Origin of the sequence: Limosilactobacillus difficilis, from assembly GCF_947387495.1 — a bacterium.
Classification (GTDB): Bacteria; Bacillota; Bacilli; order Lactobacillales; family Lactobacillaceae; genus Limosilactobacillus; species Limosilactobacillus difficilis.
Genome location: NZ_CANDNU010000009.1, coordinates 44,752 through 57,577, shown reverse-complemented (window position 1 = coordinate 57,577; position 12,826 = coordinate 44,752). Strand labels below are relative to the sequence as shown.

Here is a 12,826-nt window from a genome sequence, read left to right as displayed (position 1 = left end):
AAAGGAAAACGGAGCTGAATGAAATCCGAAGATTTCATCCAACTCCGTTCTTTATTAGAGACTTATGTCACAGTCCCCTATTGTTGTACTATCGATAAAATTGCCGGCAGATAGTAGTTACCAGTTTGCTAATGATTTTCTTTTTGATCGGTTGTCAAATCTGATAATTGAAGGAGCGGCAGCTTAGCTTCCAATTCACTAAAGCGTTCGTCAGTCAGAGAACCGATCCGGTGGAGTTCCTGGTAAATTTGATCCAAAACGTGGCGACAATCCGCAATTCTCGTCATAAAGTCGTAACGATCACCATTGATCACCAATAGTGGAGAAGCATGGTATTCCGTTTTCCATTCGTCATAGTAGCGAATGAGACGTTTGTAGTAACCCTCCAGGGAAGGATCAGCACTCACCTGTTCATATTTCCGTCCCCGCCGCTTGATCCGCTTGATCACCGTCTCATAAGAAACATCGATCATTACCATCAGGTCAGGGGCTTTCTTATGAGCAGCATAGGGCAGTTCTTCCAGCATATTATTCAGCAAAGAACGATAGATATCATATTCGACCTTTGTCGCGTTGCCCATGTCGGTGTTCATCTTCATAAAAAGAGCATCTTCGTAGATCGAACGGTCCAAAATATTATTGTCGTCACGCATGGCCTTCTTGATCATCGCAAAGCGCCGGTTCAAAAAGAAGGTTTGCAGCAAGTAGGCATAGGGGTTTGTCGCGTCCTTGTCCCCCGCTGCCCGCTTTTTGGCCGCAATTTCGTTGCCCTTATAGAACAGCGGAAGCACCGGGTTATCAGCCACCGGTTCAAAATAAGCCTTAGTTCCCAACTGACGAGCCAGAATGCTGGTCATACTCGATTTCCCAGCCCCAATCATTCCTGCCATCGTAATCAAAATTATAATCATCCTTTCCCATTTTGGCGCGAAAAAAGCACCCGGCATGACCCAACCACGCCGGGTGGCTTCGTTTCGTCCTTAATCATCAATTAGCGGTTAACGACTTGGCTTTTCAACTTGGTCCAAGAAGCGGTGAATCGTCGAGTATACCCGTGGACTCCAAAAATCACGCTCATGGTCCGCGTTCTTCACCCGGTATGCTTCGACATCCACGCCCTGGTCCTGCAATGCCTTATACATCGATTCCATTTCGTCATAGGGCACCTTCTTATCGGCATCCCCGTGCAGCAAGATAAATGGCGGGTAATCCTTGTCTTTCTTGACCTGGTAGAGCGGGCTCATGGCTTTTTTCTTAGCATCCCACTCGTCCTTGTCGGTACCAAAAAGAGAGTACTGCAAGAGATCCGACCCTGGCACCTTAGCGGTGTACTCAAAGGTGTCCTTGACGTCAGTCGGTGCAAAACAACTTACAACTGCATTGACCCGATCACTTTCGTTCAAGAAGACGTCTGAACGGTAGCGAGGATCGTCAGGCGTCAACCCGACTAGCAAGGCCGCATTGGCACCAGATGAGGTTCCCCAAATGGCGACCCGCTGAGGATCAATATCATATTGACTGGCGTTAACTCGCAGGTAACGAATCGCAGTTTTGACGTCCTCAAGATAGGCTGGGAAGGGATGTCCCTCCGCCGCGCTCCGGTGACGAACGGTAGCAACAATATAACCATCCTGGACAAATGGTACTAACTGAGGAATTTGTCTTCCAAGGTTAGGGGTCGTCCAGCTGCTTCCCTGAACAAAAACGATTAGCGGCCGCTTTTCGGCATGATCAGCCTTCAGCGTCGTTGTCCAAGGAACCAAGAGGTCCATTCCCAGTGGTTCACCATCGGCAGCGGCATAAGTAACGTTTTCCAGTAACTGAACTTGGTTGGCAAAGGTCGGGTTGTTAGGAAGTTCATGGATTGGCATCAGCAAAGTCCTCCTCACGAAGATTATTTAACTTGGATTAATTCTTTCTTAGTAATGTTCAGTTGTTCATCAAATTGGTAAATGATGGGCTCGCCATTAGGCACTTCGACCTGGTCGATGTCCTCATCAGGAATTCGATCAAGATACTTAATCAACGCCCGCAAACTGCTACCGTGGGCGACGATCAACTCGTTCTTGCCATCCAACAATCGCGGTGCGATCTGGTCCTCCCAATAAGGCAGGAGCCGGCGCTGAGTCATCTGTAGGCTTTCACTGAGCGGCATCTGGACCCCCAAACGATCATAACGCCGGTCGCACTGGCGGTGTTGCAAAGCCGGCGGAACGTCGGTGAATCCTCGCCGCCAACGATGCCACTGCTCTGCACCGTATTTTGCCTTGACCGCATCCTTGTTTTGGCCTGCCAAGGCACCATAGTGTCGCTCGTTCAGGCGCCAGGTTTTATAAATCGGCAGGTAATCCTGCCCCAGCTCATCCAAAACAATATCGGCAGTAATGATTGCCCGCTTCATGTATGAAGTGTGAACGTGGTCGAAGGACAGATGACGTCGGGCCAACTCGCGTCCCACCGCGTGTCCCTGGGCAACGCCGTGCGTTGTCAGCGGAACATCTGTCCAGCCCGTGAACAGATTAGCTAGGTTGGCCTCACTTTGACCATGACGAACAATGACCAGTGTTGACAAAATCAATCACTCCTTACTCTCGCCTCTTAATGATAGCGCAAAAGGCTTCGCGGGCCAATCATTTCGTGGAAAGCAATTAGCTGATAACAAAAGAAAAGACCGTGACAAAATGCTTGTCACAGTCTTTTAGTAGTGCGGCAAAGAGGATTTGAACCTCCACGGTCTAAAAACGACCACAAGATCCTTAATCTTGCGCGTCTGCCAATTCCGCCACTGCCGCATCAACAAGAAATATTCTAGCAGATTATTTCTCATTGATCAACTCTTTTTTAGAAAAGTTGTTTGATTAAGCGAAAACGGCCCCCGCAATGGCGACAGACATAGCGCCGCACATCAAAGCGCCGTTGTCGTAATAGCCGGGCCCCGCAACGCTGACACTGGTATTCCCAACGATAAGAGCGGGAATGATGGCGATGATGGGGAGATGGCGGCGCATAGCGCGATCCGCCGACCGCTTTTAATAATTCACGAAAGTCACGACTTCGGTGGTGGTAATCCCGGCCCAACAGGTGCAGATGATAGTGACACAGCTCATGCAAAATTACCCCTTCTAGGGTCACCATGTCATGTTCCGTCAACATCAAAGGATTGATGTCGATGTGGTGATCAGACAAATGATAACGACCACCGGTTGTTTTAAGCCGGGAATTGAAGAAAATTTGGTGGCGAAAAGGTCGGCCAAAACGCTGGTATGACAACCGCCGGGTCAGTTCTAATAATTCTTGATCAGTCATCCTGACCATCCCGCGGATCGATCATCGTCAATTGGATCCGGCTGCGCTCCTGGTCCACCGCTTCGACCCAAACAGTCACAATATCGCCGACGGCTACGACACTACGGGGATTATCGACGAATTTGTGTGACATTTTGGAAACGTGGACCAAGCCGTCATGCTTCACCCCAATATCAACAAAGGCTCCGAAATCGACGACGTTGCGAACCGTTCCTTGCAGCTTCATCCCCGGCTTGAGGTCGGCCAGGGTAAGCACATCAGACCGCAACAATGGAGCGGGCATCATGTCACGCAAGTCACGACCGGGTTTTTGCAGGGCTTGGTAAATATCCTGCACGGTTGTCGCTCCCGTCGTGGCGGTAACAAAGTCGGCTGTTTTCAGCTTAGCCAGCTGCCGATTAGCTGATGCACTGCCAAGTGCTGTCGGATCGACCTGCGCCTTTTCAAGCATCTTTTCGGCAACCGGGTAGCTTTCCGGATGAATATCCGTATTATCAAGCGGATTTTTCCCGCCGATAATTCTCAGGAAACCAACTGCCTGCTGATAAGCTTTCGGTCCCAGACGAGCCACCTTCTTCAAGTCCGGCCGACTAAGATAAGCACCGTTTTCATCGCGATATTTGACAATATTGTGGGCAATCGTTTCATTCAGGCCCGAAATGTGGGCCAACAGCTGGTAACTAGCGGTATTCAAATTGACACCAACCTGGTTGACCGCCCGTTCAACCACGGCGTCCAGTTCCGTTTGTAGTTCCTTATTGGGCAGGTCGTGCTGATACTGGCCGACACCGATCGCCTGCGGATTGATCTTGACCAGTTCTGCCAAAGGATCCTGGAGACGGCGACCGATACTAATGGCGCTTCGTTTTTCCACTGGCAAATCAGGGAATTCGTCTCGCGCCTCCTGACTCGCCGAATAAACGGACGCACCGGCTTCGTTGACAATTACGTAGTAGCAGGAACGGTCGAGTTTCTTCAGGACGTCAGCAACAAAAGCCGCCGATTCCCGGCTGGCGGTGCCGTTACCAATCGCAATCATTTCCACCTGGTACTTGTTGATCAGGTCGATTAGCTGACCCGCGGCAGCCGCCCGCTGTTTCTCAGGCGCTGGCTTATGCGGGTAGATCACCGCAACGTGCAAGAGTTTGCCGTGCGGATCTAGGACGGCCAATTTACACCCGGTCCGGTAAGCGGGGTCAAAACCTAACACCACCTTACCCTTGATCGGGGCCTGCATCAGCAGATGGTAAAGATTTTCGCCAAAAACTTTGATCGCCTGAGTGTCAGCCTGGGTGGTCAAGTCCTTGCGAATTTCACGTTCAATAGCTGGACCCAAAAAACGCTTATAAGCATCGCGGTATGCATCTTCCACGAACTGGGCCGCCGGACTTTCCTCATGGGGGTCCACCAGTCGAAAGTGGAGGTAATTCATAACTGTTTCTTGGTCAACCACCAATTTGACGGTCAGAACTTTCTCCTTTTCACCCCGGTTAATTGCCAACACCTGGTAGGAATCGAGATCCTTCACGCTGCTGCTAAAATCATAGTACTGCTGGTAAACCCCGTTTTCGTCGGCTTCTTTTCCTTTTTTCTTAACAGTCGTCACCAGCCGGCCATGGTCTTTACTGTAACTGCGCAGCCATCCCCGCACCGTAACCATTTCACTAATGGCTTCGGCTAAAATTTCGTGGGCTCCCGCCAGAGCCGCTGCTGGATCAGCAATATCATCATTCAAAAATTGGGCGGCATGCTGGTTCAAGTCCCCTGCCGGGTAGGTCAAAATCCAGTTGGCTAAAGGAGCGAGCCCTTGTTCGCGGGCAAGCTGGGCTTTGGTCCGCCGTTTCTGCTTGTATGGCAAGTAGAGATCCTCAACTGTCGCCAGATCTTCAGCCTGCCGAATTTTTTGCTCCGACTGATCACTTAGTTTTCCCTGGTCACGGATGGCCTTTAAAACCGTTTGCTTTCGCTCCGTCAATTCCTCAACTTGATGGGCCGTTGTAGCAATTGATTGCAGCTTGACTTCATCTAATGCCCCCGTCGCCTCTTTTCGGTAACGGGCAATAAAGGGAATCGTGTTCCCGGCGTCCAACAAGTCGAGCGCTGCTTTAATTTGTCCCCGTTTAAGCGTAGGCAGCCGTTTGGCGACTAGGTTGATAGCATTCTCCTCCACAGTATTTCCTCCTTCATCATAATTGAACACAAAGAGGCGCCGAGCGTTCGGCTGCACCGAATGTTCGACGCCATTTATGTTACGCTCTTGGCAAGCGCCACAAAGCTATTTTGAGGCGCGCCACCATTTATCCCAAGGGGTCACCGGCAGATGCCGCTTGTGACGAGTCTTCAGATACCAGTTTTCAATGGTTTTGGCAGCCTGCTCGTTGACTTCCTGCCCCTCCAGGTAATCGTCAATTTGCTTATATTTGACACCGAGCGCTTCCTCATCAGGCAAAGCGGGACGATCATCCTCCAGATCGGCCGTCGGTGTTTTTTCATAAAGTCGAGCCGGCGCATCCAGAGCTTCCAGCAATTGGCGTCCCTGCCGCTTGTCTAAACCACTCAACGGGGTCAGGTCAGCTCCACCGTCACCAAATTTCGTGTAAAAGCCCGTGATGGCCTCGGCCGCGTGATCGGTACCCACAACGGCACCGTGTGCGGCACCAGCAATCGTATACTGAGCAATCATCCGTTGCCGGGCCTTCACGTTGCCCTTATTGAAGTCACTCACCTTCAAGCCGTTCTTTTCAACGGCCTCTACCATCGCGTCTGTGGCTGGTTTGATGTTCACCCGTGCCACCTGGTCAGGATGAATAAATTGGTTAATCGCAAACATCGCGTCATCCTCATCGGCCTGTTCGCCATAAGGCAGCCGCACTGCTATAAATTGGTAAGCCGCATCCTCTCGTTCTTGACGCAGGGAAGTGACTGCCATCTCAGCCAATCGTCCTGCCAGGGAGGAGTCTTGCCCCCCAGAAATGCCGAGAACTAAGCCTTTCATTCCCGTCGTCAACAGATAATCTTTCATAAATTGCACGCGCCGCTGAATTTCAGCAGTGGGATCAATTTGCGGTTGGGCACCTAATTCTTTAATAATTTGTTTTTGTAAATCGCGCATCAAAGCGCCTCCTTTTCGCACAGTCAGCAGTCCGTTCGACGAATGAATTACTTTTCCAGGACAAATTCAAACCGATTGCCAACGTACTGAGCATGGACATATTCAAAGGGGCGGCCATCCTGCAAGTAAGAGATTTGGGTCATCCGCAACAAGGCATCACCCCGCCGAATCTTCAACAATTCGGCAATTCGCTCGTTAGCATTGGCTGCCGAAACCTGCTGGGTAGCGTGGCCAGGGTGCAGATCCGCCTTGGATTCAAGGGTGTGGTAAAAGCTCGACGTAATTTCATCTTTTGAGAAGTCTTTGATGAGGTCGGCCGGAATCGTAGCAATCTCATAGCATAATGGCACGTTATTACCATAACGCACCCGCTCCATCCGTAAGACCTGCTGGCCCTCTTTTAACTGCAGCTTTTCAATCTCACTCTCAGATGGAATCGTTAGGTGGTAAGAAACTGTCTTGCTGGAAGGCTTCTTACCAGCTGCCTGCATCAAATCGGTAAAGGAAGTCACGCCAGCCATTTTTTCCTGAACCTTACTGCTGGCCACGAAGGTTCCAGAACCAACGCGACGTTCCAGCACCCCTTCGTCAACCAGCGTTTGGATGGCTTGACGCAGAGTCATTCGGCTCACACCAAATTGAGTCGCCAGTTCCCGTTCAGCCGGGATCTTGCTACCAACTTGCCATTTCCCGTCTTCGATACTCTTCCGCAGTTCGTTATGAATTTGAATGTATACCGGTGAACCCATGCTAACCCCTTCTTTTGCTATTAACAGAACCAATACTTGCTATAGCCCATTGTACCACACGTCTTTCGGGTTTAGACCAATCTTGTTTAATCTATTATTTTAGACCGCCACTCAGATGACCCAATTAGGCTTTTCCCTTTTGCATTTTTAGGCCTAATTCAAGTGAGCGGTCAACGATGATGGACTGGGAATCGGCCACCGGGTACTCCGTCTCAGGGTCCATTTCCTCAGCAAAAGAGAGTTCGGTGCAGCCTAAAATAACGATGTCACAATTCATTTCCTCAGTCATCCGCCGAATCAACTCGTGGTATTTCTTGCCATCTGAACGCCCCTTTTCCTTAATGTCGTGGTAAATCAGGTCTTCAGTCAGTTCTTTTAATTCTTCGTTCGGCTTAACCTCGGTGTAACCGGCATTCGTAATGTAAGAATCATAAATCCCGGAAGCCAGGGTCCCATAAGTCCCCAGCAGTCCGACGCGCTTGGCACCGGGTTTGATCGTCTTAATTGCGTCAACCGTTGATTGAAGCATGTTTAAGATCGGAATCTCGGTTGCTGCTTGCAGGGTCTTGTACGAATAATGGGCCGTATTGCAGATTAACACAAAGAATTCGGGGTGAAGCAAACTTTGTTGCTTGACATCCTCGAGCAAGGGCTCCACTGGACTCGGCTTGCTGTGATCAAGAATCCAGGCCGTCCGGTCCGGCACTGTCGCGTGGTTAACGACAATGTAATCTAAGTAATCCTGGTCAGATTGAGTTGGCGTCCGCTGATCCAGCAAACGAACGTAACTCTCGGTGGCCAAGGTCCCCATTCCCCCGAGCACTGTAAAAAACTTCTTCATTTTTTTCACCTTTCTGAGTTAGTGCGATAACAAGGCCACAAAAAGTGGGCCCAATAACGTTATCCCAATATTACCAACAACAAAAGCTGGTGTAAACGCAGATGCCACGTAAGCACCACCTTCCCGGCCAGCACGCTGGGAAACATCATTCATTGCCGCCGCAATCGTCCCTGAACCGCAGAGAGCCCCAATCAAAGCCAGTGGCTCCATGTGAAGAATGTAACGGCCAAATAACATCGTAATAACGTGCGGCAAAATAGAAATCAACGCACCAACCAATAAAATCTGCCAGCCAAGTGCTTGCATAGCACTCGTAAAGGCCCGCGCATTTTGCAAACCGACCATTCCAACAAAAATTGTTAAGCCAAAGTTTTGAAGGAAGCCAGTGACTGCAGGCGGAATTGAGTTGATATTACGGTGCCGATCAATCCAAGCACTGGTCAGAAGGCCCATCAAAAGAGCCGCCGTCCCGTTCCCCAGTTGTAAAGGAATGCCGTTTACTTTCAAACCGATCAACCCCAACATCGAAGCACCGGCGATGCCAATACAAAACAGGGAGTAGTTGATGGCCGATTCAGCAGTGTGCCAGCACCCCATCTTTCGCAAGGTTGGTGCGGTCTTAGAAGTGTTCCCCGTTAAGGAAATCACATCTCCAGGCTGGAGGTGATTAATTAACTGGTCCGCGCCCGTAATCGGGTTCTGGAGGTTGACAAATACCCCATGTTGCCGCAAAGTCGCCAGCTGATAAGGGTGGAAATGCCGTCCGAGTACAAATTTCCGTTCCCGGGGAGCATTCGTCGGTGTCAGTACTTCTTTAAGGCCTTCGATTCCGATTAACTCATGGAAGTGAATCGCATAACCGATAATCGTCACTCGGTCGCCTGGCCGAATCTTGTAATCCAATTTATCCGTCATATCGTAGCCATGGAAAGCTGCCAAAGCAACCAGCCGCGAATCAAAAAATTTATTAAAGTTGCCGATGGTTTGGTTCACAATTGGCGAATTTTCGTGTACCAAGTAAGTCCGCCGCCAAGTCGGGTTCGGGTTCTTCGCATGGAAATGATATTTGCGTGCCATCCGTGATCCCTGCTCGCGTAAGTCAATCTTCAAAATTTTAGGTGCCAGGTCCCGCAAAAGGATGATCACACCCAAGGTCCCAAAGACATAGGTCAAGGCATAGGCTACCGGCAATTGGGCTTCATAGCTCATCTTGACCGCATGGGAGACTGGCAACGCCCCGATCGTCTGCAGAGCACTAGCCACCGTCGCAGACTGTGTTAAGGAACCGGCAATCGCCCCAGGACCTACCCCCGGGCCGATGTGAAAGAGCTTAAAGGTCAACCAGGCCACCCAAAAAGCATTAAACAGCCAAATTAAGGCTGTGAAGATCATCCGCCCGCCAAAGAGCCGCATACTAACGAAAAAGGAAGGGCCGACTTTGTAGCCCACGGAAAACATGAAGGCACCAAAGAAAATGGTCCCTAATTCTTCATTCCGGGTGAACACGCCGACTTGGCCAATGATCAAAGCCACCACTAGGGTTCCTACTGTTGGCCCCAAGCTAAAGCCTTTCAACAATTTAACGCGACCGAGGGCAAAACCGAGCGCCAGCGATAGGAAAAGTGTAAAGATTGGAACCGAGACTAGAAAATGCTGAACTTGCTGTAACATAAAAGCTCCCTATTTGACAAAGATAGCAATACCAACAGTAATTATACCTTTGCTGAACTGCTTTTTAAACAAGTCTGTCTAGTCTTCTTTTAAGATTTTGCAAAATTAAAAAGGTTGTCTTTCAAAGGTTAATTTCTCGCCTCATAAGACAGCCTTTCCTTTTTAGCAATCATAATTTCCTTCCAGGATAGCGAAGCATTGGTCTACTTTTAATCGATCGGATCCCACTCATACTTTGCCCGCTGACCGCCGATCAGTTTTGGTCGCGAACGCAAGTAGGTCGTGTGGGCCTGGCCCACTTCTTTAATGCTCGTCCGCACTGGAATTTGGACAAACTTGACGTGCATCCCAATAGAGGTGTCCCCAATGTCCATGCCAGCCTTGGCTACAATATGTTCAACTTCCACCGGATCGTGGAATTGCTCAAAGGCCGCTATTTGACCAGCACCACCAGCATGTAGAGCCGGATAGACAGTTACGATCTCAAAACCGTGCTGTTCAGCCACGGATCGTTCGACTACCAGGGCCCGGTTGAGGTGTTCACATCCCTGGACAGCTAAGTGCAGGTGGTGAACTCTAATAATTTCAACAATGGTTTTGACGATTTCCCGCCCCAGTTGCAGGTTCGAGTCCTTCCCGATCGAACCGCCCTGCACTTCGCTGGTGCTCAGCCCCAAAACCACCAGATCGCCCACCTTTAAATGAGCCTGTTCAAGCAGCTCATTAAGGCCAGTCTGCACTTCTTTTTTAATCCCATCAATTTCCACTGTCATTTCGTGTTCCCCCGTTGTCTTTTACTGTTAGTATACACCAATGCCGATGCCTGCTAACAGCATCAGCCTTTTCTGAGCTCGTCGATGCGTTGAATGGTGTAATTGGCGATAAAAAGCACTAAGGTGAGGACGGCTAGACCGTATAACAGCCAAAAATCCAACTGGCCACCCTGGTAAGTCCGGGTAGCCAGTGAACCCGTACCCTGATTCTGGAAGATTGCCATCAAAGCCGTTAGCAAGCCAACCCCAAGGGCACCGGCAAACTGTTGGGTCATGTTAAAGATCGAGTTGACGTCCGCTACTTGGTGATCCGCCACCAAGGTTGAGGAGTTGGAGAGGGTGTTAGCAAAAGCACTGTTAAACCCCACCCGCTCGATCATGAAAAACCACATCATTTTCCATGGCGTCAAACTCTGCTGAGCAAAGGCAAAACAACTCGCCCCGATCACCAGTAGACAGGCACCAAGAACCACGGGGAGGGCGAAGCCGCGGTGGTCAGCAAGTCGGCCAGCTAGCGGCGAAACCAAAGCCCCCAGGATCGAGCCCGGCAGCAAGATCACCCCAGCCACGAATGAGGAAACGTGGAGAGTGTACTGTGAATAAACGGGGATCACCAGCGAAATGCCGATATTAATAAACTGCAAGGCAAAGTAACATATCGCCGCCAAGCGAATTGTCGGCAAGTGGAAAACCGCGGTGTCAAATAATTGTGCTGATCCGTGGCGATTGATGTAGCAAAAACAGGCAAAAAAGACGATGGCTCCCGCCAGCAAAAGCCAAAAAGTCTTGCTAAAGCCCTGGCGCCCCATCGTCGCTACCGCATCGATAACCGCAAATAACGCCACTGCCAGGGTCAGCAGGCTCCCCCAGCTGAAGCTCTTCTGATTGCCTGCTGGCACGTTTTGGATTGTCAGCTGGCCGCCGATCAAACTAATAATGGCAAAAGGTAGTAGCAGCCAAAAAATCATGCGCCACGACCAGTTGGCAACGATCGCGCCCCCATAAGTTGGTCCCAAAGCCGGGGCAAAGGAAATTACCATTCCCCCAATCCCAGTCATCGTCGCTAATCGCTGGCGTGGAATGAATTTGAGGATCAAGAAAAACATCGTTGGTGTCGCTAAACCAGTCGCCACTGCCTGGATCAGCCGTCCAGCCAAGAGAACGCCGAAGTTGGGAGCTAAAGCGCAGGTAACGTCACCCGCAATAAAAATAATCACGCAAACTAAATGGATGCGGCGGGCCGGGAATTGCCGCAACAGGTACGCGGTCGTCCCCATCACAATCGTGACCGTCAACAGGTAGCCGGCAGTAATCCACTGAGTAACATCCAAGGAAGTGTTAAATTCTCGCGATAAAATGGGATAGGTCACGTTTACCGATGTCTCGTTCAAAATTCCCAAGAAGGTCATCATTGCCATCGAAAAAATGGCAATGTAGGCCCTGCTGGGCGTTGTTTGGCTGTTTTGCATACTTGCTCCTTTCTATGAACAGAAAAAGGCTATGGCGATTTTAACTCCGCCATAGCCCTCAAAACGATACTCCATTATAAACACGATCCATCAAAATCGGCAAGTCAATTTGTTTTTTGCAAATCATCCAGCCACTGCCGAGTTGCCATGTCAGGTGCAGACGAACTGTCGAAAGGAATTGGCTTAAAGAGCTGAGCTACCCGCCGCCAGTCCACCTGGCCATTTCCTACGACACTATCCTTGATCGACCGGGCGATTTGCTGACGCATCACTGCCGGCAATTTGGTATTGAGCATTGTCAGCGCCGCCGCCTGTTCAGCCAGGGCGTTGCCCACCAACTGATTAAACTGCCCCTCATCTGGCAAGTTAAAAACCACGAACCGATCTTTAACGGGGATTGCCGGCAGCTCGCGTTTGATAAAGTGCGCCACCAACGGCCAATCACTGGCAACTTGCCGAAAAAACTGCCACGGCACTCTCGTTCGAATCTGGGGCAAAAGCTTGCTGATAGCTTTTCGCACATCCCCCTGCTGTTCACGGATGGCTGGCACCAATTCTTGTAAAAAGCGCTGTTCGCTTTCCTGGTGATCTTTTGCAATCCGGCGCTTCGTCGTCAAAGCAAAGCGAACGAGGACAAAATCCACTAGCTGTTCTGGATCGATCATTTGCCCCGAATCATGCCGCTTTACCTTGAATTGTTTAATTTTTTTCCGTCGTCGGCTGGCAGCAAACTGTCCCTGCTTTGGCATCTTAATCCTTCCTTTTTCGTCAAATTTCGATAAATTAAAAAAAAAGAGCTGTGACTACATAATGTAATCACAGCTCTGGCAGTTGGGCTAGCTGGGTTCGAACCAGCGCATCACGGTACCAAAAACCGTTGCCTTACCACTTGGCTATAGCCCAAT

Annotated in this window: 12 protein-coding genes and 2 tRNA genes; all 14 read right to left on the bottom strand. The window is 50.1% G+C overall.

What is annotated here, in order from left to right:
* Positions 1-128 precede the first annotated feature (128 nt).
* The gene (locus tag QOR82_RS03170; RefSeq protein WP_283583322.1) at positions 129-899 is read right to left on the bottom strand and encodes a deoxynucleoside kinase; all 771 of its coding nucleotides are present in this window, start codon (positions 897-899) and stop codon (positions 129-131) included.
* Between the two features lie 99 nt (positions 900-998).
* Positions 999-1,871, bottom strand: coding sequence for an alpha/beta hydrolase (locus QOR82_RS03165; RefSeq protein WP_283583321.1), 873 nt, complete (start codon positions 1,869-1,871; stop codon positions 999-1,001).
* 23 nt (positions 1,872-1,894) lie between these two features.
* Complete coding sequence (locus tag QOR82_RS03160; RefSeq protein ID WP_283583320.1) at positions 1,895-2,572, bottom strand: 2,3-bisphosphoglycerate-dependent phosphoglycerate mutase; 678 nt, start codon at positions 2,570-2,572, stop codon at positions 1,895-1,897.
* Between the two features lie 133 nt (positions 2,573-2,705).
* Positions 2,706-2,792 (bottom strand) — tRNA-Leu (locus QOR82_RS03155).
* 49 nt (positions 2,793-2,841) lie between these two features.
* The gene (locus QOR82_RS03150; RefSeq protein WP_283583319.1) at positions 2,842-3,306 is read right to left on the bottom strand and encodes a SprT family protein; all 465 of its coding nucleotides are present in this window, start codon (positions 3,304-3,306) and stop codon (positions 2,842-2,844) included.
* On the bottom strand, positions 3,299-5,476 hold the full coding sequence (locus tag QOR82_RS03145; protein ID WP_283583318.1) for a Tex family protein: 2,178 nt from the start codon (positions 5,474-5,476) through the stop codon (positions 3,299-3,301). Before QOR82_RS03145 ends, QOR82_RS03150 begins: the two co-directional genes overlap by 8 nt.
* Positions 5,477-5,581: 105 nt before the next feature.
* Positions 5,582-6,418 carry an ammonia-dependent NAD(+) synthetase gene (gene nadE / locus QOR82_RS03140; protein ID WP_283583317.1) on the bottom strand — a complete coding sequence of 279 codons (837 nt, stop codon included), beginning with the start codon at positions 6,416-6,418 and terminating at the stop codon, positions 5,582-5,584.
* 47 nt (positions 6,419-6,465) lie between these two features.
* Entirely contained in the window at positions 6,466-7,167 is a 702-nt protein-coding gene (locus QOR82_RS03135; RefSeq protein ID WP_283583316.1) for a GntR family transcriptional regulator, read from the bottom strand.
* A gap of 124 nt (positions 7,168-7,291) precedes the next feature.
* Positions 7,292-8,008 carry an aspartate/glutamate racemase family protein gene (locus tag QOR82_RS03130; protein WP_283583315.1) on the bottom strand — a complete coding sequence of 239 codons (717 nt, stop codon included), beginning with the start codon at positions 8,006-8,008 and terminating at the stop codon, positions 7,292-7,294.
* Positions 8,009-8,026: 18 nt separating this feature from the next.
* The gene (locus QOR82_RS03125) at positions 8,027-9,679 is read right to left on the bottom strand and encodes an aspartate-alanine antiporter-like transporter (RefSeq protein WP_283583314.1); all 1,653 of its coding nucleotides are present in this window, start codon (positions 9,677-9,679) and stop codon (positions 8,027-8,029) included.
* A 209-nt stretch (positions 9,680-9,888) separates the two neighbouring features.
* Positions 9,889-10,452 (bottom strand): TIGR01440 family protein, encoded by a 564-nt coding sequence (locus tag QOR82_RS03120; RefSeq protein WP_283583313.1) that lies wholly within the window; start codon positions 10,450-10,452, stop codon positions 9,889-9,891.
* Between the two features lie 62 nt (positions 10,453-10,514).
* Positions 10,515-11,921: an MFS transporter gene (locus QOR82_RS03115; protein WP_283583312.1), complete on the bottom strand. Its 1,407-nt coding sequence runs from the start codon at positions 11,919-11,921 to the stop codon at positions 10,515-10,517.
* A 104-nt stretch (positions 11,922-12,025) separates the two neighbouring features.
* A complete protein-coding gene (locus tag QOR82_RS03110) occupies positions 12,026-12,670 on the bottom strand; it encodes a hypothetical protein (RefSeq protein ID WP_283583311.1) in 645 nt (214 codons plus the stop codon).
* 82 nt (positions 12,671-12,752) lie between these two features.
* A tRNA-Gln gene (locus QOR82_RS03105) sits at positions 12,753-12,824 on the bottom strand.
* Between the last annotated feature and the right edge of the window lie 2 nt (positions 12,825-12,826).